The sequence below is a fragment of the Citrobacter sp. Cpo045 genome, from assembly GCF_030332875.1.
Taxonomy (GTDB): Bacteria; Pseudomonadota; Gammaproteobacteria; order Enterobacterales; family Enterobacteriaceae; genus Citrobacter; species Citrobacter portucalensis.
Genome location: NZ_JAOWGZ010000103.1, coordinates 204,853 through 224,246, shown reverse-complemented (window position 1 = coordinate 224,246; position 19,394 = coordinate 204,853). Strand labels below are relative to the sequence as shown.

The following is a 19,394-nucleotide window of genomic DNA, read 5'->3' as shown; positions in this document are numbered from 1 at the left end:
TCCTTGTGGGTTGTTACAAATTACAGTGAACGTAGCGCCTGATGGTGCTTTGCTGATCAGGCCTACGAGGGCGGTCATTCGGGGAAATAAAAAAGCCCGCGACATAGCGCGGGCTTTCACATTACTTGAAGTGATTACATACGTTCTACGGTTTCGATACCCAGAGTATCCAGACCCAGCTTCAGGGTTTTCGCCGTCAGCTGTGCCAGTTTCAGTCGGCTGTTACGAATCTCTTCGTTTTCAGCGCTGAGAATAGGGCAGTGCTCGTAGAAGCCGGAGAACAGACCAGCAACGTCGTACAGGTAAGCACACATCACGTGTGGCGTACCTTCACGCGCAACGACGGTCAGCGTTTCTTCAAACTGCAGCAGACGTGCTGCCAGTTGAGCCTCGCGATCTTCGCTGATGACGACCTGAGCATTTGCCAGTGCGCTTTCGTCGATATCTGCTTTACGGAACACGGACAGTACGCGGGTATAAGCGTACTGCATATATGGCGCGGTGTTACCTTCGAACGCCAGCATGTTGTCCCAGTCGAAGATGTAGTCGGTGGTACGGTTTTTGGACAGATCCGCATATTTCACTGCGCCGATACCGACCGCATTTGCCAGTTTTTCCAGTTCGTCGGCAGGCATGTCCGGGTTCTTCTCCGCGACCAGACGACGTGCGCGCTCCAGCGCTTCATCCAGCAGATCGGCCAGTTTAACCGTGCCGCCCGCGCGGGTTTTGAAGGGTTTACCGTCTTTGCCCAGCATCATACCGAACATGTGGTGTTCCAGCGGCACTGAATCCGGCACATAACCGGCTTTACGTACGATGGTCCAGGCCTGCATTAAGTGCTGATGCTGGCGAGAGTCGATGTAATAAAGAACGCGATCGGCATGCAGGGTTTCGTAACGATACTTGGCGCAGGCGATGTCGGTTGTGGTGTAGAGATAGCCGCCATCTTTCTTCTGAATGATAACGCCCATCGGTTCGCCTTCCTTGTTCTTATACTCATCAAGGAATACGACGGTAGCGCCTTCGCTTTCAACAGCCAGGCCTTTCGCCTTCAGATCGGCGACGATGCCAGGTAGCATCGGGTTGTACAGGCTTTCGCCCATGACGTCGTCACGGGTCAGGGTAACGTTGAGGCGATCGTAGGTTAACTGGTTCTGCGACATGGTAATGTCGACCAGTTTGCGCCACATCTCGCGGAAGTATTCGTCACCGCCTTGCAGTTTCACGACATAACTACGGGCGCGTTCAGCGAAGGCTTCATCTTCGTCGTAATGTTTTTTCGCATCACGGTAGAAACCTTCCAGGTCAGCCAGCGCCATCTCTCCGGCATTTTCCTGCTGCTGTTTTTCCAGCCATGCGATGAGCATACCGAACTGAGTACCCCAGTCGCCGACGTGGTTAGCGCGAATAACGTTGTGACCGAGGAACTCCAGCGTACGCACCGCCGCGTCACCGATGATGGTGGAACGCAGGTGACCAACGTGCATCTCTTTCGCTACGTTAGGCGCGGAGTAGTCAACCACGACGGTTTGTTTAGCCGGTTGAGTGACGCCCAGACGATCGGAAGCCAGCGCCTGCTGAACGTGCTGCGCCAGAAATGCCGGATCGAGAAAAATATTGATAAAGCCCGGGCCGGCAATTTCAACTTTGCTGGCGATCCCGTTGAGATCCAGATGAGTCAGCACCTGCTCAGCCAGTTGTCGCGGCGCCATACCCAGTTTTTTAGCGACAGCCATCATGCCATTAGCCTGATAGTCGCCGAACTGTACTTTTGCTGACTGACGAACCTGCGGTTCGCAATCTGCAGGCGCGCCTGCAGCAATCATGGCCTGACTGACTTTTTCTGAGAGAAGAGCCTGAATATTCACCGGAATACCTTACATTTATGAAGCGGCCTAAAATTCACCGCACCAGTTTAAGAATTAAGGGCGGGAGTATACTGCAAATGCCCGTTGCCGTCAGCATTGTGTGTACCGCCAGTAGCCTGAAATATAAACAATGCAATGGCGTAAATTTATTCATGATGTGTTCGAAGAAAACAGCGGTTGGATGGCGCAGCGCAACAGAGTAAATTAGCGACTTTGAACATGGATATGAGCTTTTAATATGGCGAACTGGCAAACCGTTGCAGAACTACAGGATATTTCTGCAGATTTACCGCATTTCACGCAGGCATTAACGGAACTTTCTACCCGTCTTGGGCTGGATATCACAGGCCTGGAAGCCGATCACATTTCCTTGCGTTGCCATCAAAATACCACCGCAGAACGCTGGCGTCGTGGGTTTGAACAGTGCGGTGAATTGTTGTCAGAAAACATCATTAACGGCAGACCTATTTGTCTTTTTAAACTGCATGAGCCGGTTTGTGTGCAACATTGGCAATTTTCCATCGTCGAACTGCCGTGGCCGGGCGAAAAACGCTACCCTCATGAAGGCTGGGAACATATTGAAATTGTTCTGCCGGGAGAGGCGGAAACGCTGAATGCGCGAGCGCTGGCGCTGCTTTCCGATCACGGTCTGAGTCAACCGGGCATTTTTGTGAAAACCAGCTCGCCAAAAGGAGAGCGTGAGCGTTTACCGAATCCGACGCTGGCGGTTAGCGATGGTAGCGTGACGATAAAATTCCATCCGTGGTCGATTGAAACCATTGTGGCAAGTGAACGTCAGGAGTGAGCATGGCTATACTGGAAATCTGCTGTTACAGCATGGAGTGCGCGCGCACGGCGCAGCAAAACGGCGCGGATCGTATTGAACTATGCTCGGCACCCAAAGAAGGGGGCTTAACGCCGTCACTGGGCGTCTTGCGTTCAGTTCGCCAGCACATTTCGATTCCCGTCAATCCCATTATTCGCCCACGTGGAGGCGACTTTTGCTACACCGAAGGTGAATTTGCTGCAATGCTGGATGATATTGTGATGGTCAGGGAACTGGGATTCTCAGGGCTGGTGACCGGCATTTTAGATGTGGATGGCAATGTCGATATGCCGCGCATGGAGAAAATAATGATTGCCGCCGGTTCGCTGCAAGTCACTTTTCATCGGGCCTTTGATATGTGTGCTAACCCACTCAATGCGCTTAAAAAATTAGCTGATTTGGGCATTGCCAGAGTACTCACTTCAGGGCAAAAATCAGATGCGGCGCAAGGTTTAACAAAAATAATGGAACTTATTGCGCAGCCCGGTGCTCCAATCATTATGGCCGGAGCGGGGGTTCGCGCCTCGAATTTGTCCCTGTTCCTTGATGCTGGAGTGCAGGAAGTCCACAGTTCTGCCGGAGTATGGCTGGCTTCACCAATGCGTTATCGCAATTCGGGGTTGTCGATGTCTTCGGATGCGCAGGCGGATGAGTATTCGCGCTATGCGGTAGACGGGACGGCGGTTGCTCAAATGAAAGCAATCATTGCACACCATCAGGCCAGCTGATTTTTACCGTTGCATCATGTCGCCCAATATGATGCTTGCTCGTACCAGGCCCCTGCAATTTCAACAGGGGCCTTTTTTTCTCCTTCATATTTCAAGCCGCAGCAGCGTTGGCCGCCTCGCGCACCCCGGTCACGTAGTTATCTACGCTCCCGGGGATTTGCTGCGTTGCCGCCTTGCTGCAACTTGAACTATTTTGGAGAAACGGCGCTATACGTAACGGTCATTCGGCAATCTATTACGGCTTACGCGCAATCAATACCGCACGTAATGGGGCGGGGTAGCCTTCCACCGTTTTGCTGTGGTCGTTAGGGTCGAGGAAGTCGGCCAGCGACTCGGTTACCATCCACTCGGTGCGGCGTTGCTCTTCGGTGGTGGTGACGCAGACATCGGCGATGCGCACATCAACAAAACCGCATTTTTCCAGCCAGTTTTTTAGCGCCAACGCAGATGGAATAAAGTAGACGTTACGCATCTGCGCGTAACGATCGCCCGGCACCAGTACGGTATTTTCATCACCTTCGACGACCAGCGTTTCCAGCACCAGTTCGCCATCTTTAACCAACTGATCCTTTAATTGCCACAGATGTTCCAGCGGCGATCGGCGGTGATAAAGCACGCCCATGGAGAACACAGTGTCAAAGGCGTTTAGCGCTGGAAGTTGCTCAATACCCAGCGGCAGCAGGTGAGCACGCTGGTCATTGCCCAGCAGTTTACGTACCGCCTCAAACTGGCACAGAAACAGTTGCGTAGGATCGATCCCAACCGCCAGATGCGCTCCAGCGCCAATCATGCGCCACATGTGATAACCACTGCCACAGCCAACATCAAGAATGGTACGGCCGGTGAGATCAGACAAGTGCGGCAGAACGCGATCCCACTTCCAGTCGGAACGCCATTCGGTATCGATGTTGACGTCGTACAGCGAGTACGGTCCTTTACGCCATGGCATCAGGTTACGCATCAGGGTGTCGATACGTTTAAGCTGGCCTTCGCTGAGCGGTTCTTTACTTTCTGCGGTAACGCTGTGCAGTAAGTCCAGACGATGCGGCGTCAGCTCGGGCAGAAACTCGACGGCGTTTGACCATTGTTTAAATAAACCATGCTGATCGCGCTGCCAGGCAGCGATTTGCGCCGGAAGCGTTTCCAGCCAATGGGACAGATGATTTTTGGCAATCAACTGATAAAAGTTACCAAAATCGATCATGCGCTAACCTCAGCTTTCAACGCCACCAGAGAGCCAAAGTTGAAGCACTGGAACCACAATTCGCTGTGCTCAAAGCCGGCCTGATGCAGTCGCGCTTTGTGCGTTTCTACCGAGTCGGTCAGCATCACGTTTTCCAGCATGCTGCGTTTCTGACTAATTTCCAGTTCGCTGTAGCCATTGGCCCGTTTGAAGTCGTGGTGCATGTTGAACAGCAGCTCGCCAACGTTAGCGTCTTCGAAACTGAATTTTTCAGACAGCACCAGCGCGCCGCCGGGATTCAACCCTTGATAAATCTTATCCAACAATGCCTGGCGCTCAGGTGGCTCAAGGAATTGCAGGGTAAAATTCAGCACCACCATCGAGGCGTTTTCGATAGTAATGTTGCGAATATCGCCTTCGACAACCTCAACCGGGGTCGGTGCCTTATAGGCGTCAATATGACGACGGCAGCGCTCAACCATCGCCGGGGAGTTATCGACGGCAATAATTTTGCAATTCTCGTGATGAATATTGCGACGCACCGAGAGCGTCGCCGCGCCCAGAGAACAGCCCAGATCGTAGACCTGCGTGTTGGGTTGTACGAAACGTTCGGCCAGCATGCCAATCATAGAAATGATATTGGAATAGCCAGGAACGGAACGCTGGATCATATCCGGGAAGACTTCAGCTACCCGTTCATCAAAGGTCCAGTCACCCAGACTGGCGATAGGCGCAGAAAAAAGCGTGTCGCGGTGAGACATAACGTAAAAATCCGGGAAAAATAAAGTGGCGTATTGTGCGCTAATGCAGGGAGAAAACCAACTCCCAGGGCATATACCAAAGATTCGCCAGCACCATTAGCAACAGCGAACACCAGGTTGCGCTCATGCCTGAACGGCGCCAGCGGAAAAGCCGGTGGTGGAATCCGTAATAATGCATCAGTCGTCCGGCAATCAACATCAGCCCGCAAATATGCACCATCCACGTCTCTGCGCCGTTCATTTCCATAAATAACAGCAGCACTAACGCGACGGGAATATATTCCACCGCATTACCGTGAATGCGGATAGCGCTTTGCAGTTCGCTAAAACCTCCATCGCCATAGGCAACGCGATATTGCATGCGCAGGCGAACGACGTCAAAGGAGAACTTTATTAACAATAACGCACCCAATACGGCATAAAGCGCGCTTACCATACAAACTCCCTTTTAAAATGGCTGCTGGCACTGACTATGATAGGTGGCAATTTCAGAAAAGAGAAGATTGCTGTGGAATAGAGGGTGCTGATCCGATCTCTGGCAGGGCGCTGCGTAAATCTGCCCATAGCGTATCAACAAGCTCCGGGGCCTGCGCGATGTCCGGCGTATGCAAAAACAGATACGGCGTCGTGGTGCGTTGCCATAGCGATAGCTTGGTCAGCCAGACGGCAAAAAGCTCGCTGTTTTGTGCCATATTATCGCTACCGATAAAGCGTACCATCGGATGGTTTGCCGTCACCACCGCATGCACCGGAGCCTTCGGTTTCTTGCGCTGGGCGTCACGTATTGCTTCAGTATGCGGGATTGCGGCATGCACCGGGCGGCTGTCCAGAATCACCCGGTTTACTCCGCGCTCGTGTAAACCGCGATTAAATAGCTGCTCGGCTTCGCCTTTGGCAAAGAAGTCTGGATGGCGAACTTCCACACCGTAGGTAAAGGAATTCGGGAGCACATCGAGAAACTGCCACAGGGCAGGCAGATCGCGTGGGCCAAAAGTCGCAGGTAATTGAAGCCAGTATTGTCCAATGCGCGATTCCAGCGGCAACATGCGCGTAAAAAATTCCTGTACGAGGTCATCACAATTACGCAGCGCAGCCTGATGCGAAATGGTCGCCGGAAACTTAAAACAAAATCGAAACGCATCGGTGGTCTGTGCCTGCCAGCGGGCAACAATATCAGCTTTAGGCAGCGCATACAGCGTGGTATTGCCCTCCACGCAGTTAAAATGGCGGGCATACTCTTCAAGGCTGGTGATCCCCAGACGCACCCATTTTGGATGCGACCACTGAGGTAATCCGATATAAATCATAGCGCTTGCAGAATCTCCTCCACGCTGCGAACGCGCGCAATGCGCGGGAAAATGTGGGTCATGCTGCCCTGGTGTTGCTCAGCACTGGCGGCGCTACAGGCATCCTCTGCAATGATAAGACTGAAACCCAGCTCCCACGCATTTCGCGCCGTCGACTCAACGCCAATGTTCGTCGAGATCCCGCACAGGACGATGGTATCAATACCCCGGCGACGCAGCTGCAATTCCAGATCGGTACCATAGAAGGCTCCCCACTGGCGTTTAGCCACTTCGATATCGCTGGCGCATTTCCCCAAAGCAGCCGGGTAATGCCACCAATTTTCAGGTAACGCTTTTGCCGGAGTCTGAGCATCTACGGGTTGTTTCAGCGCTTCGGCGTAATCGTCAGACCAGCCGACGCGCACCATTACCACCGGGGAACCGTGGGCACGGAATTTTTCCGCCAATTGCGCGGCGCGGGTAACCACATCATGTGCCGTATGAGGGCCGCCAGCGAAAGGCAGGATCCCTTCCTGTAAATCAATTACGACAAGGGCGGTTGTTTTAGCGTTCAATTCCAGCATGGTCACTCCAGTAATAAAAGAATTCCGTTACACCTTAATCGCGAATCAGTGTGAAAGGGGCGACAATTTTTGTTATTTTTTGTGAGATTACGCAATGCCCGTCCAGGAAACAGGCGTACAGTCAGTACCGGACTGAGAGTCTATCCCAGTAGGCTCTTATCGTGCGGCAGAATTTCCAGTATAATAGCCGCCTTTTTTCATTCAGTTGTGACATTCAGCTAAAGCTGCGACTTCGTCATCTGCGAGACAGGTGACAATCCGCCTGCGGCAAAGTTAAGGGATATCTCATGCGTACAGAATATTGCGGACAGCTACGTCTGTCCCACGAGGGGCAGCAGGTGACTCTGTGTGGTTGGGTCAACCGTCGTCGTGATCTTGGTAGCCTGATCTTTATCGATATGCGCGACCGCGAAGGTATCGTGCAGGTATTTTTCGATCCGGACCGTGCGGACGCGTTAAAGCTGGCCTCCGAACTGCGTAATGAGTTCTGCATCCAGGTTACGGGCACCGTGCGTGCGCGTGACGCGAAAAACGTCAACGCCGATATGGCGACGGGCGAAATTGAAGTGCTGGCCTCCGATCTGACCATCATCAACCGTTCAGACTCGCTGCCGTTGGACTCTAACCACGTCAACACCGAAGAAGCGCGACTGAAGTATCGCTATTTAGATCTGCGTCGCCCTGAAATGGCGCAGCGCCTGAAAACGCGTGCCAAAATCACCAGTCTGGTGCGTCGTTTTATGGACGACCACGGCTTCCTCGACATCGAAACACCGATGCTGACCAAAGCGACGCCGGAAGGCGCGCGCGATTACCTGGTACCTTCTCGCGTACATAAAGGTAAATTCTACGCGCTGCCGCAATCACCTCAGTTGTTTAAACAGCTGCTGATGATGTCTGGCTTTGACCGCTACTATCAGATCGTAAAATGCTTCCGTGATGAAGACTTACGTGCTGACCGTCAGCCTGAATTTACCCAGATCGACGTTGAGACTTCCTTCATGACCGCACCGCAGGTGCGTGAAGTGATGGAAGCGCTGGTGCGTAACCTGTGGCTGGAAGTGAAAGGTGTGGATCTGGGTGATTTCCCGATCATGACCTTTGCCGAAGCTGAGCGTCGTTACGGTTCCGATAAACCAGACCTGCGTAACCCGATGGAGCTGGTTGACGTTGCCGATCTGGTGAAAGACGTTGAGTTCGCAGTGTTCTCTGGCCCGGCAAACGATGCGAAAGGCCGCGTAGCTGCTCTGCGTGTACCGGGCGGTGCTGCACTGAGCCGTAAGCAGATCGACGATTACGGTAACTTTATCAAGATTTACGGCGCGAAAGGCCTGGCTTACATCAAAGTCACCGAACGTGCGAAAGGTCTGGAAGGTATTACCAGCCCAGTTGCTAAGTTCCTGAACGCAGAAATTGTGGAAGCGATTCTGGCACGTACCGGTGCACAAGACGGCGACATGATTTTCTTCGGTGCCGACAACAAGAAAGTGGTTGCCGACGCGATGGGCGCGCTGCGTCTGAAACTGGGTAAAGATCTGAGCATTACCGACGAAGCCAAATGGGCGCCGCTGTGGGTTATCGACTTCCCAATGTTTGAAGACGATGGTGAAGGCGGGCTGACCGCAATGCACCACCCGTTCACCGCGCCGAAAGATATGACGGCCGCTGAGCTGAAAGCTGCGCCGGAAGACGCGGTTGCCAACGCGTACGATATGGTCATCAACGGCTACGAAGTAGGCGGCGGTTCCGTGCGTATTCACAACGGCGACATGCAGCAAACCGTATTCGGTATTCTGGGCATTAATGAGCAAGAACAGCGTGAGAAATTCGGCTTCCTGCTGGATGCGCTAAAATATGGTACACCGCCGCATGCGGGCCTGGCGTTTGGTCTGGACCGTCTGACTATGCTGTTGACCGGTACTGACAACATTCGTGACGTTATTGCTTTCCCGAAAACCACGGCTGCAGCGTGTCTGATGACTGAAGCGCCAAGCTTTGCCAACGCAGCTGCGCTGGCGGAACTGAGCATTCAGGTTGTTAAGAAGGCCGAGAATAACTGATATGACATATAAACAGCCTGTCTCGGTGTTAGTCGTGATTTATGCAAAGGACACCGGGAGAGTGCTGATGTTACAGCGACGCGACGATCCTGATTTCTGGCAGTCGGTCACCGGCAGCCTTGAAGAAGGTGAAACCGCGTCGCAAGCCGCTATGCGCGAAGTAAAGGAAGAGGTCGCCATTGATGTTGCATCTGAGCAACTGACCTTAATTGACTGTCAGCGCACGGTGGAGTTTGAGATTTTTAGCCATTTACGTCATCGCTATGCACCGGGAATTGAACGTAATACTGAATCCTGGTTTTGCCTGGCACTTCCCTCAGAACGAGAGATCGTGTTCACCGAACATCTGACCTATCGTTGGGTTAATGCGGTTGAAGCCGCCCAATTAACCAAGTCGTGGAGTAACCGGCAGGCGATTGAAGAGTTTGTAATTAACGTCGCCTGAAAAGGCGCGCTTTTTGGAGATATTATTTATGGCAGGTCATAGTAAATGGGCCAACACCAGACACCGTAAAGCAGCGCAGGATGCTAAACGCGGTAAAATTTTCACCAAAATAATTCGTGAGCTGGTGACGGCGGCTAAACTGGGCGGCGGCGATCCGGATGCTAACCCGCGTCTGCGTGCAGCGGTTGATAAAGCGCTGGCTAACAACATGACCCGTGACACCCTGAACCGTGCAATCGCGCGCGGTGTGGGTGGTGATGAAGATTCCAACATGGAAACCATCATCTATGAAGGTTACGGTCCTGGCGGTACAGCCGTTATGATTGAATGTCTGTCTGACAACCGTAACCGTACCGTTGCGGAAGTGCGTCACGCGTTCACGAAAACGGGTGGTAACCTCGGTACCGACGGTTCCGTGGCTTACCTGTTCAGCAAAAAAGGCGTGATCTCCTTTGAACAGGGCGACGAAGACGCCATCATGGAAGCGGCGCTGGAAGCAGGTGCTGAAGACGTTGTGACCTTCGACGACGGCGCAATTGACGTTTACACCGCGTGGGAAGAGATGGGCAAAGTGCGTGACGCGCTGGAAGCGGCTGGTCTGAAAGCGGACGCAGCTGAAGTGTCTATGATCCCATCCACCAAAGCGGATATGGATGCAGAAACAGCGCCGAAGCTGATGCGTCTGATCGATATGCTGGAAGACTGCGACGACGTGCAGGAAGTTTACCACAACGGTGAAATCTCCGATGAGGTTGCTGCCACCTTAGAATGATGTGGTTTAGCCATAAAATAACAGGAGATGCGTGATGTCTATTATTCTCGGCATTGACCCGGGGTCTCGCATCACCGGTTATGGCGTTATTCGTCAGGTCGGCAGGCAGCTGACCTACCTCGGCAGCGGCTGCATTCGCACCAAAGTCGACGATCTCCCGTCACGTCTGAAGTTGATTTACGCGGGCGTGACGGAAATCATCACCCAGTTTCAGCCGGACTATTTTGCCATTGAGCAGGTTTTTATGGCGAAGAACGCCGACTCGGCGCTAAAGCTGGGACAGGCTCGCGGCGTGGCAATCGTTGCGGCGACCAATCAGGATCTACCGGTCTTTGAATACGCGGCCCGCCAGGTAAAACAGACCGTGGTGGGGATCGGTAGCGCGGAAAAAAGCCAGGTCCAGCATATGGTACGCACGCTGCTAAAACTCCCGGCGAATCCGCAAGCAGATGCCGCGGATGCACTAGCGATTGCCATTACCCACTGCCATGTCAGTCAGAACGCCATGCAAATGAGCGAGTCGAGGCTGAATTTGGCGCGAGGTCGGTTACGTTAGTGACAAATGAGGCTGGATATCTATCCAGCCTTTTTTTATGATAGCGCATTACCTTTTAGCCCTTAACGCAGGAGCGTCACGTGATAGGCAGACTCAGAGGCATCATTATTGAAAAACAACCCCCGTTGATCCTTCTGGAAACGGGCGGGGTAGGCTATGAAGTGCATATGCCGATGACCTGTTTCTACGAGTTGCCGGAAGCCGGGCAAGAAGCGATTATTTTCACCCATTTTGTGGTGCGAGAAGATGCTCAGCTATTGTATGGCTTTAACAACAAGCAAGAGCGCACGCTGTTTAAAGAGTTAATCAAAACCAATGGCGTGGGGCCGAAGCTGGCGCTGGCGATCCTCTCCGGTATGTCTGCTCAGCAGTTCGTTAATGCCGTAGAGCGCGAAGAGCTGGGCGCGCTGGTGAAATTACCGGGTATTGGTAAGAAAACCGCAGAACGCCTGATTGTAGAAATGAAAGACCGCTTTAAAGGTTTGCATGGTGATCTCTTTACACCAGCAGCGGATCTGGTCCTGACGTCTCCGGCAAGCCCGACAACGGACGACGCCGAGCAGGAAGCGGTTGCTGCGCTGGTGGCGTTGGGCTATAAACCACAGGAAGCCAGCCGCATGGTGAGCAAAATTGCCCGCCCTGATGCCAGCAGTGAAACCCTGATTCGTGAAGCGCTTCGCGCGGCATTGTGAGGTAACGGATGATTGAAGCAGATCGCCTGATTTCGGCTGTCAGCACTACCCCTGACGATCTGGTGGATCGTGCGATTCGCCCAAAATTGCTGGAAGAGTATATTGGCCAGCCTCAGGTTCGTTCGCAAATGGAGATTTTTATCCAGGCGGCGAAGCTGCGCGGTGATGCTCTCGATCACCTGCTGATTTTCGGTCCTCCTGGTCTTGGTAAAACTACGCTTGCCAATATTGTCGCCAATGAAATGGGCGTTAATCTGCGCACCACGTCCGGTCCGGTACTGGAAAAAGCGGGTGACCTGGCGGCAATGCTTACCAACCTTGAACCCCACGATGTGCTGTTTATCGATGAAATTCATCGTCTGTCACCGGTGGTGGAAGAGGTGCTGTATCCGGCGATGGAAGATTATCAGCTGGATATCATGATTGGTGAAGGGCCGGCTGCCCGTTCGATTAAGATCGATCTGCCGCCGTTTACGCTAATCGGGGCGACGACGCGCGCCGGGTCGTTAACGTCTCCGCTGCGTGACCGTTTTGGTATTGTGCAGCGCCTGGAGTTCTATCAGGTGGCAGACCTGCAGCACATTGTTGGGCGTAGCGCACGCTTTATGGGCCTGGAAATGAGCGATGAAGGCGCGCTGGAAGTGGCACGCCGCGCCCGCGGTACGCCGCGTATCGCCAACCGTTTATTACGCCGGGTACGCGATTTCGCTGAAGTGAAGCATGACGGCACGATTTCGGCTGATATTGCCGCCCAGGCACTGGATATGCTCAATGTGGATGCGGAAGGATTCGATTATATGGACCGTAAGCTGCTGCTGGCGGTTATCGATAAATTCTTTGGCGGGCCGGTAGGACTGGATAACCTGGCAGCGGCGATTGGGGAAGAGCGTGAAACCATTGAGGACGTGCTGGAGCCGTATCTGATTCAGCAAGGTTTTCTACAACGTACGCCGCGTGGACGTATGGCAACCGTGCGCGCCTGGAACCATTTTGGCATTACACCGCCACAGATGCCTTAATGCCTGATGTCGCGACGCTCATCAGGCCTGGGCGATTTTGTAGGCCCGGTAAGCGCAGCGCCACCGGGCAACGCATGCTTAGCTCGCTTGCTTTTTCATCATGCTGAAAATAAACAGCAGCGCGGCGCACAGCACCACGGAAGGACCTGCCGGGGTATCATAAAAGGCTGAGAAGGTCAGTCCCCCTGTAACCGCTATCATACCCACACCAACGGCAACCCCTGCCATCTGCTCCGGCGTACGGGCAAAGCGACGGGCGGTCGCCGCAGGGATGATAAGCAGTGAGGTGATAATCAGCGCCCCGACAAACTTCATCGCCACGCCAATCGTTAACGCCGTAACCAGCATCAGCAGCAGCTTCACGCGTTGCAGCTTCACGCCATCGACAAATGCCAGATCCGGACTGATGGTCATCGACAGCAGGTTACGCCACTGCCAGAACAGAATCGCCAGAACAATAACCACGCCGATGGCGATGGAGATAAGATCTTCTGGCGTCACGGCGAGCAAATCACCAAACAGGTAAGCCATCAGATCCACACGGATGTTGGACATCAGGCTGACAACAACCAGCCCCAATGACAACGCGCTGTGCGCCATAATACCCAGCAAGGTATCGATCGCAAGGTGAGGGCGCTTCTCCAGCCATACCAGACCGCCAGCCAGCAACAGGGTGACGGCGATAACCGCATAGAAAGGGTTTACATCCAGCAGCAGGCCAAAGGCGACTCCCAGCAGCGAAGCGTGGGCCAGCGTATCACCGAAATAAGACATTCGACGCCAGACTACAAACGAGCCGAGTGGGCCAGCGGCACAGGCCAGCATGATCCCGGCTAACCAACCGGGTAATAACAATTCAATCATGAGTGACCATTTCCCCGGCGTAAGACGATACGACCCTGTAAATCGTGGCGGTGATTGTGATTATGACGGTAAATTCCGAGTTGTTCGGCGCCGCGTTGCCCGAACATTGAGATGAATTCCGGGTGCATAGAAACCACTTCCGGCGCACCGGAACAGCAAATATGATGGTTCAGGCACAGTACCTCATCGGTTTTGGCCATCACCAGATGCAGGTCATGGGAAACCATCAGTACGGCGCAATCCAGTTCACGTCGCAACTGGTCGATAAGGTCGTACAGTGCGACCTGCCCATTGACATCCACGCCCTGGGTTGGTTCATCGAGCACCAGTAGCTGAGGTTTATTCAATAAAGCACGGGCCAACAGGACGCGTTGCGTTTCCCCGCCAGAGAGCTTTTGCATCGGCGCATCCATCAGATGCCCGGCCTGAACGCGCTTCAGTGCCGGAAGGATATCCTCTTTTTTGGTGCCGGGACGTAAGCGCATAAACCGACTTACCGTCAGTGGCAGCGTAGTATCGAGGTACAGTTTTTGCGGTACATAGCCAATCCGCAATTGACCATTACGCTTGATTACTCCCTCATCAGCCGCTACCAGCCCTAATACAACGCGCACCAGCGTAGACTTCCCGGCACCATTTGGGCCGAGAAGCGTTAAAATTTTACCGGGTCGAAGTTCAAGCGATACGTCAGACAGGACGCGGCGTTGACCATAAGAGACCGAGACATTTTCCAGTGAAACCAAAGTCGTCATATCAATTTTAGTCTTGCAGAAGTTATAGAATGTTATAATATCACATTTCTTACATTCATTACGATGATTGGTCGCATTATGTTACATAAAAATACGCTTCTTTTCGCAGCATTATCCGCTGCTCTTTGGGGTAGTGCAACACAGGCAGCAAATGCCGCTGTGGTGGCCTCACTCAAGCCGCTGGGGTTTATTGCTTCAGCCATTGCAGACGGGGTAACAGACACTGAGGTTCTCCTGCCTGACGGGGCTTCCGAACATGACTATTCACTGCGTCCATCAGACGTAAAACGCTTACAGGGCGCGGACTTAGTTGTTTGGATTGGACCTGAGATGGAAGCGTTTATGGAAAAGTCAGTCAAGAATATTCCTAACGCGAAACTGGTAACGATTGCGCAGCTCAATGACGTGAAACCGTTACTCATGAAAGGTGCTGATGACGACGATGACGATCATGGACACAATGATGCTGGCAGTGAAAAAAGTGACGAGCATCACCATCATGGCGATTACAACATGCATCTTTGGCTTTCCCCAGAGATAGCGCGGGCCTCAGCGGTTGCAATCCATGAAAAATTAGTGGAACTTATGCCGCAAAGTCGAGCCAAACTTGACGCCAACCTGAAGGATTTTGAGGCACAATTAGCCGCAACCGATAAGCAGGTAGGTAACGAGCTCGCACCGCTCAAGGGAAAAGGTTATTTCGTTTTTCATGACGCCTATGGCTACTACGAAAAACACTACGGACTAACACCGCTTGGTCACTTTACCGTGAACCCTGAGATTCAACCTGGTGCGCAGCGTTTACATGAAATAAGAACACAGTTGGTTGAGCAAAAAGCAACCTGCGTTTTTGCTGAGCCACAGTTCAGGCCAGCGGTCGTTGAAGCCGTCGCGAGAGGGACATCCGTTCGAATGGGAACGTTGGATCCGCTCGGAACGAATATCAAACTGGGTAAAACAAGCTATTCAGCGTTTTTGAACCAATTAGCCAACCAGTATGCGAGCTGCCTGAAAGGAGATTAATGAGGAAGTGAATACGTGCAACAGATAGCCCGCTCTGTCGCTCTGGCATTTAATAATCTGCCGCGACCCCATCGCGTTATGCTGGGGTCGCTTACCGTACTGACATTGGCCGTCGCCGTCTGGCGGCCTTATGTTTACCATCCCGATTCTGCACCCATCGTTAAAACTATCGAGCTGGAAAAAAGCGAGATTCGTTCACTGTTGCCTGAGGCCAGTGAACCTATCGATCAGGCCGCGCAGGAAGACGAAGCCATTCCGCAGGATGAACTGGATGACAAAACGTCTGGTGAAGCCGGCGTGCATGAGTATGTCGTCTCCACAGGCGATACGCTGAGCAGTATTCTGAATCAGTACGGCATCGATATGGGCGACATCAGTCAGCTCGCTGCTTCCGATAAAGAACTACGCAATCTGAAAATTGGTCAGCAGTTATCCTGGACCTTAAGCGCGGAAGGTGACCTGCAGCGTCTGACCTGGGAAGTGTCCCGCCGTGAAACCCGCACTTACGATCGCACTGCGACAGGTTTCAAAATGAGCAGCGAAATGCAGCAGGGCGATTGGGTTAACAGCCGTATCAAAGGCACGGTGGGCGGAAGCTTCGTCGCCAGCGCCAAAGAGGCCGGACTGACCAGCTCTGAAATCAGCGCGGTGATTAAGGCCATGCAGTGGCAGATGGATTTCCGCAAACTGAAAAAAGGCGATGAGTTCTCAGTGCTGATGTCTCGCGAAATGCTGGACGGTAAGCGCGAGCAAAGCCAACTGCTGGGCGTGCGTTTACGTTCTGAAGGCAAAGACTATTACGCCATCCGTGCTGAAGACGGTAAGTTCTATGACCGTAACGGTACCGGGCTGGCGAAAGGCTTCATGCGTTTCCCGACGGCGAAACAGTTCCGCATCTCCTCGAACTTTAACCCGCGTCGCCTGAATCCGGTGACTGGACGCGTAGCGCCGCACAAAGGTGTCGACTTTGCGATGCCGCAGGGGACGCCGGTACTGTCGGTAGGCGATGGTGAAGTGGTTGTAGCGAAGCGTAGCGGCGCTGCCGGATACTATGTTGCGGTTCGTCATGGTCGCACCTACACCACCCGTTATATGCACCTGCGTAAGCTATTGGTGAAACCAGGTCAAAAAGTGAAACGTGGCGATCGTATCGCGCTGTCAGGTAACACCGGGCGTTCAACAGGTCCGCATCTGCACTACGAAGTGTGGATTAACCAGCAGGCCGTGAACCCTCTGACGGCGAAACTGCCGCGTACAGAAGGTCTGACCGGCTCGGATCGCACCGATTATCTGGCGCAGGTGAAAGAAGTTATGCCTCAGCTACGTTTTGATTAATTAGCACACTGATAAAGCCGGTACGCGATGCGTGCCGGCTTTTTTATTTTGTACGGCGCACGGTGCGCCGCTACACTATCAGCAGATTTACTTTTCGCGGCACCAGACACTGGAAGAGCATGGAAACGAAAAAAAAGAATATTGAGTATATCCCTGAGTTTCATAAATCATTTCGCCATCCGCGCTACTGGGGCGCCTGGCTGGGTGTAGCGGCGATAGCTGGGGTTGCGTTAACGCCAGCGTCATTTCGCGATCCTATTCTGGCAAAGCTCGGACGGATGGTTGGACGCTTGGGAAAAAGCTCACGTCGCAGAGCGCTGATCAATTTATCCCTTTGTTTTCCTGAACGCAGCGAAGCTGAGCGCGAAGCCATTGTCGATGAGATGTTCGCGACCGCCCCTCAGGCGATGGTCATGATGGCGGAACTCGCCCTGCGCGGGCCGGAGAAAATTCAGAATCGGGTTGACTGGCAGGGCCTTGAAATCATCGAAGAGATGCGCCGCAACGATGAAAAAGTGATTTTTCTCGTTCCTCATGGCTGGGGTGTAGATATCCCGGCGATGCTGATGGCTTCCCAGGGACAGAAAATGGCAGCAATGTTCCACAATCAGGGAAACCCGGTATTTGATTACGTCTGGAACACGGTACGCCGTCGTTTCGGAGGTCGATTACATGCGCGTAATGATGGCATCAAACCGTTTATTCAGTCTGTACGTCAGGGATATTGGGGATACTACCTCCCGGATCAGGACCACGGGCCTGAGCACAGCGAGTTTGTCGATTTTTTTGCTACCTATAAAGCAACGTTACCGGCAATTGGTCGCTTGATGAAGGTCTGCCACGCGCGTGTAGTGCCGCTGTTTCCGGTGTATGACGGTAAAACTCACCGCCTGACGATTAAGGTCCGTCCTCCGATGGATGACATCCTGACAGCGGATGACCACACCATTGCCAGACGAATGAACGAAGAGGTGGAGATTTTTGTCACGCCTCATGTCGAACAATACACCTGGATACTGAAACTGCTTAAGACGCGTAAACCCGGCGAGATTGAGCCCTATAAGCGCAAAGATCTCTATCCGAAGAAATAAAAAAAAGCCTCTCAAACGAGAGGCTTTTTTACATCAAACTCTGGTGTTACTCGACGGTCAGGATACGCGTGGTGTTAGTTGAGCCAATAGTGCTCATCACATCGCCCTGTGTCACGATCACCAGATCGCCGGAAACCAGATAGCCTTTATCGCGCAGCAGGTTCACTGCTTCATTGGCGGCAACGACGCCATCTGTTTCGCTGTCAAAGTGAACCGGGGTGACACCGCGATACAGAGAGGTCAGATTCAGCGTACGTTCATGACGAGACATCGCGAAAATTGGCAGACCGGAACTGATACGAGAAGTCATCAGCGCAGTACGACCGGACTCCGTCATAGCGATGATAGCGGTGACCCCTTTCAGGTGGTTAGCAGCGTACATCGCTGACATCGCAATTGCTTCTTCAACGTTATCAAACTGCACGTCAAGGCGGTGTTTAGAGACGTTGATGCTTGGGATCTTCTCTGCACCCAGGCAAACGCGCGCCATTGCCGCGACGGTTTCCGCCGGGTACTGACCTGCTGCTGTTTCGGCAGAGAGCATTACGGCATCGGTGCCGTCGAGGACGGCGTTAGCCACGTCCATCACTTCCGCACGAGTCGGCATTGGGTTGGTGATCATCGACTCCATCATCTGTGTGGCGGTGATGACCGCACGGTTCAGCTGACGCGCACGGCGAATCAACGCTTTCTGAATACCTACCAGCTCAGGGTCACCGATTTCAACACCCAGGTCGCCACGGGCTACCATCACTACGTCAGAAGCCAGGATGATGTCATCCATCGCATTCTGGTCGCAGACGGCTTCTGCACGTTCTACCTTGGCGACAATTTTCGCATCGCAACCGGCGTCGCGCGCCAGACGGCGGGCATAGTTTAGATCTTCGCCGCAGCGCGGGAAGGAGACAGCCAAATAGTCAACGCTGATTTGCGCAGCGGTAATGATGTCGGCTTTGTCTTTTTCGGTCAGGGCTTCAGCAGAGAGACCGCCGCCCAGTTTGTTGATGCCCTTGTTATTGGACAGCGGGCCACCGACAGTGACTTCGGTGAAAACTTTCATGCCCTGAACTTCCAGCACTTTAAGCTGTACGCGACCGTCGTCGAGCAGCAGGATATCGCCAGGCACGACGTCTGCAGGCAGTCCCTTATAATCAATACCGACTTTTTCTTTGTCGCCTTCGCCTTTACCGAGGTTGGCGTCTAACAGGAACTTGTCGCCAACATTAAGAAAAACTTTACCTTCTTTAAAGGTAGATACGCGGATTTTAGGTCCCTGCAGGTCACCCAAAATAGCTACATGACGTCCCAGTTTTGCGGCAATTTCACGGACCTTATCCGCCCGCAGTTTGTGATCTTCTGGAGAGCCGTGGGAAAAGTTCATACGTACGACGTTCGCACCCGCGGCGATAATCTTCTCAAGGTTGTTATCGCGGTCAGTTGCCGGGCCTAACGTGGTAACGATTTTGGTTCTGCGAAGCCTTCTGGACATGTAATACTCCGTTGACTGAAACAACTAGGTGTTGCGTGAACATTAATCCGGCCGTTCTCA

20 protein-coding genes are annotated in these 19,394 nt (G+C 53.0%); 11 read left to right on the top strand and 9 right to left on the bottom strand.

Translation table 11 applies throughout. The features are described from left to right. Window positions 1-134: 134 nt before the first annotated feature. A complete protein-coding gene (argS, locus tag OGY13_RS17050) occupies window positions 135-1,868 on the bottom strand; it encodes an arginine--tRNA ligase (RefSeq protein WP_003833857.1) in 1,734 nt (577 codons plus the stop codon). 238 nt (window positions 1,869-2,106) lie between these two features. Between argS and OGY13_RS17045 the strand changes: the two genes are divergently transcribed. Together OGY13_RS17045 and cutC are read left to right on the top strand one after the other, a co-directional pair. Beyond that, window positions 2,107-2,673, top strand: a complete 567-nt coding sequence (locus OGY13_RS17045; RefSeq protein ID WP_003833855.1) for a VOC family protein — start codon at window positions 2,107-2,109, stop codon at window positions 2,671-2,673. Between the two features lie 2 nt (window positions 2,674-2,675). Continuing rightward, window positions 2,676-3,422 carry a copper homeostasis protein CutC gene (cutC, locus tag OGY13_RS17040; protein ID WP_213752285.1) on the top strand — a complete coding sequence of 249 codons (747 nt, stop codon included), beginning with the start codon at window positions 2,676-2,678 and terminating at the stop codon, window positions 3,420-3,422. Between the two features lie 235 nt (window positions 3,423-3,657). On the opposite strand, the gene cmoB is transcribed toward cutC, so the two are convergent. The 5 genes from cmoB to OGY13_RS17015 are packed head-to-tail and all read right to left on the bottom strand — an operon-like array spanning window position 3,658 to window position 7,236. Then, window positions 3,658-4,626 (bottom strand): tRNA 5-methoxyuridine(34)/uridine 5-oxyacetic acid(34) synthase CmoB, encoded by a 969-nt coding sequence (cmoB, locus tag OGY13_RS17035; RefSeq protein ID WP_213752284.1) that lies wholly within the window; start codon window positions 4,624-4,626, stop codon window positions 3,658-3,660. Beyond that, window positions 4,623-5,366, bottom strand: a complete 744-nt coding sequence (gene cmoA, locus OGY13_RS17030; RefSeq protein WP_003034686.1) for a carboxy-S-adenosyl-L-methionine synthase CmoA — start codon at window positions 5,364-5,366, stop codon at window positions 4,623-4,625. Before cmoA ends, cmoB begins: the two co-directional genes overlap by 4 nt. Before the next feature lie 40 nt (window positions 5,367-5,406). Continuing rightward, on the bottom strand, window positions 5,407-5,802 hold the full coding sequence (locus OGY13_RS17025; protein WP_003833847.1) for an MAPEG family protein: 396 nt from the start codon (window positions 5,800-5,802) through the stop codon (window positions 5,407-5,409). Between the two features lie 52 nt (window positions 5,803-5,854). After that, the gene (locus OGY13_RS17020; RefSeq protein WP_213752283.1) at window positions 5,855-6,673 is read right to left on the bottom strand and encodes a DUF72 domain-containing protein; all 819 of its coding nucleotides are present in this window, start codon (window positions 6,671-6,673) and stop codon (window positions 5,855-5,857) included. Beyond that, window positions 6,670-7,236 carry a hydrolase gene (locus OGY13_RS17015; protein ID WP_213752282.1) on the bottom strand — a complete coding sequence of 189 codons (567 nt, stop codon included), beginning with the start codon at window positions 7,234-7,236 and terminating at the stop codon, window positions 6,670-6,672. Before OGY13_RS17015 ends, OGY13_RS17020 begins: the two co-directional genes overlap by 4 nt. A 287-nt stretch (window positions 7,237-7,523) precedes the next feature. Between OGY13_RS17015 and aspS the strand changes: the two genes are divergently transcribed. The 6 genes from aspS (at window position 7,524) to ruvB (ending at window position 12,780) form a co-directional block, all read left to right on the top strand. Then, window positions 7,524-9,296 (top strand): aspartate--tRNA ligase, encoded by a 1,773-nt coding sequence (aspS, locus tag OGY13_RS17010; protein ID WP_048224199.1) that lies wholly within the window; start codon window positions 7,524-7,526, stop codon window positions 9,294-9,296. Between the two features lies 1 nt (window position 9,297). After that, entirely contained in the window at window positions 9,298-9,741 is a 444-nt protein-coding gene (gene nudB, locus OGY13_RS17005; protein ID WP_003034863.1) for a dihydroneopterin triphosphate diphosphatase, read from the top strand. A 28-nt stretch (window positions 9,742-9,769) separates the two neighbouring features. Continuing rightward, complete coding sequence (locus tag OGY13_RS17000; protein ID WP_003833836.1) at window positions 9,770-10,513, top strand: YebC/PmpR family DNA-binding transcriptional regulator; 744 nt, start codon at window positions 9,770-9,772, stop codon at window positions 10,511-10,513. 34 nt (window positions 10,514-10,547) lie between these two features. Continuing rightward, on the top strand, window positions 10,548-11,069 hold the full coding sequence (ruvC, locus tag OGY13_RS16995) for a crossover junction endodeoxyribonuclease RuvC (RefSeq protein WP_003034867.1): 522 nt from the start codon (window positions 10,548-10,550) through the stop codon (window positions 11,067-11,069). An 80-nt stretch (window positions 11,070-11,149) separates the two neighbouring features. Beyond that, complete coding sequence (gene ruvA / locus OGY13_RS16990; protein ID WP_204192055.1) at window positions 11,150-11,761, top strand: Holliday junction branch migration protein RuvA; 612 nt, start codon at window positions 11,150-11,152, stop codon at window positions 11,759-11,761. Window positions 11,762-11,769: 8 nt separating this feature from the next. Next, complete coding sequence (gene ruvB / locus OGY13_RS16985; protein ID WP_213752281.1) at window positions 11,770-12,780, top strand: Holliday junction branch migration DNA helicase RuvB; 1,011 nt, start codon at window positions 11,770-11,772, stop codon at window positions 12,778-12,780. Between the two features lie 78 nt (window positions 12,781-12,858). Here the strand turns inward: ruvB and znuB are convergent, their stop codons facing one another. Further along, window positions 12,859-13,644 (bottom strand): zinc ABC transporter permease subunit ZnuB, encoded by a 786-nt coding sequence (gene znuB / locus OGY13_RS16980; RefSeq protein ID WP_003034874.1) that lies wholly within the window; start codon window positions 13,642-13,644, stop codon window positions 12,859-12,861. Continuing rightward, window positions 13,641-14,396 carry a zinc ABC transporter ATP-binding protein ZnuC gene (gene znuC, locus OGY13_RS16975; RefSeq protein WP_003833829.1) on the bottom strand — a complete coding sequence of 252 codons (756 nt, stop codon included), beginning with the start codon at window positions 14,394-14,396 and terminating at the stop codon, window positions 13,641-13,643. Before znuC ends, znuB begins: the two co-directional genes overlap by 4 nt. Before the next feature lie 78 nt (window positions 14,397-14,474). On the opposite strand from znuC, the gene znuA reads away from it, so the two are divergent. From znuA to lpxM, 3 genes are all read left to right on the top strand, one after another. Further along, window positions 14,475-15,419 (top strand): zinc ABC transporter substrate-binding protein ZnuA, encoded by a 945-nt coding sequence (gene znuA / locus OGY13_RS16970; RefSeq protein ID WP_003841677.1) that lies wholly within the window; start codon window positions 14,475-14,477, stop codon window positions 15,417-15,419. A 15-nt stretch (window positions 15,420-15,434) separates the two neighbouring features. Beyond that, window positions 15,435-16,754: a murein DD-endopeptidase MepM gene (mepM, locus tag OGY13_RS16965; RefSeq protein ID WP_003833825.1), complete on the top strand. Its 1,320-nt coding sequence runs from the start codon at window positions 15,435-15,437 to the stop codon at window positions 16,752-16,754. A 119-nt stretch (window positions 16,755-16,873) separates the two neighbouring features. Then, on the top strand, window positions 16,874-17,845 hold the full coding sequence (gene lpxM, locus OGY13_RS16960; RefSeq protein WP_060683691.1) for a lauroyl-Kdo(2)-lipid IV(A) myristoyltransferase: 972 nt from the start codon (window positions 16,874-16,876) through the stop codon (window positions 17,843-17,845). A gap of 46 nt (window positions 17,846-17,891) precedes the next feature. Here lpxM and pyk read toward each other — a convergent pair whose 3' ends face one another. Next, the gene (pyk, locus tag OGY13_RS16955) at window positions 17,892-19,334 is read right to left on the bottom strand and encodes a pyruvate kinase (RefSeq protein WP_003034890.1); all 1,443 of its coding nucleotides are present in this window, start codon (window positions 19,332-19,334) and stop codon (window positions 17,892-17,894) included. Window positions 19,335-19,394 lie beyond the last annotated feature (60 nt).

Excerpts from the sequence above, each read along its gene's own strand:
- OGY13_RS17045 (WP_003833855.1), top strand. The coding sequence starts at position 2,107 with ATGGCGAACTGGCAAACCGTTGCAGAACTACAGGATATTTCTGCAGAT.
- cutC (WP_213752285.1), top strand. The coding sequence starts at position 2,676 with ATGGCTATACTGGAAATCTGCTGTTACAGCATGGAGTGCGCGCGCACG.
- cmoB (WP_213752284.1), bottom strand. The coding sequence starts at position 4,626 with ATGATCGATTTTGGTAACTTTTATCAGTTGATTGCCAAAAATCATCTG.
- cmoA (WP_003034686.1), bottom strand. The coding sequence starts at position 5,366 with ATGTCTCACCGCGACACGCTTTTTTCTGCGCCTATCGCCAGTCTGGGT.
- OGY13_RS17025 (WP_003833847.1), bottom strand. The coding sequence starts at position 5,802 with ATGGTAAGCGCGCTTTATGCCGTATTGGGTGCGTTATTGTTAATAAAG.
- OGY13_RS17020 (WP_213752283.1), bottom strand. The coding sequence starts at position 6,673 with ATGATTTATATCGGATTACCTCAGTGGTCGCATCCAAAATGGGTGCGT.
- OGY13_RS17015 (WP_213752282.1), bottom strand. The coding sequence starts at position 7,236 with ATGCTGGAATTGAACGCTAAAACAACCGCCCTTGTCGTAATTGATTTA.
- aspS (WP_048224199.1), top strand. The coding sequence starts at position 7,524 with ATGCGTACAGAATATTGCGGACAGCTACGTCTGTCCCACGAGGGGCAG.
- nudB (WP_003034863.1), top strand. The coding sequence starts at position 9,298 with ATGACATATAAACAGCCTGTCTCGGTGTTAGTCGTGATTTATGCAAAG.
- OGY13_RS17000 (WP_003833836.1), top strand. The coding sequence starts at position 9,770 with ATGGCAGGTCATAGTAAATGGGCCAACACCAGACACCGTAAAGCAGCG.
- ruvC (WP_003034867.1), top strand. The coding sequence starts at position 10,548 with ATGTCTATTATTCTCGGCATTGACCCGGGGTCTCGCATCACCGGTTAT.
- ruvB (WP_213752281.1), top strand. The coding sequence starts at position 11,770 with ATGATTGAAGCAGATCGCCTGATTTCGGCTGTCAGCACTACCCCTGAC.
- znuB (WP_003034874.1), bottom strand. The coding sequence starts at position 13,644 with ATGATTGAATTGTTATTACCCGGTTGGTTAGCCGGGATCATGCTGGCC.
- znuC (WP_003833829.1), bottom strand. The coding sequence starts at position 14,396 with ATGACGACTTTGGTTTCACTGGAAAATGTCTCGGTCTCTTATGGTCAA.
- znuA (WP_003841677.1), top strand. The coding sequence starts at position 14,475 with ATGTTACATAAAAATACGCTTCTTTTCGCAGCATTATCCGCTGCTCTT.
- lpxM (WP_060683691.1), top strand. The coding sequence starts at position 16,874 with ATGGAAACGAAAAAAAAGAATATTGAGTATATCCCTGAGTTTCATAAA.
- pyk (WP_003034890.1), bottom strand. The coding sequence starts at position 19,334 with ATGTCCAGAAGGCTTCGCAGAACCAAAATCGTTACCACGTTAGGCCCG.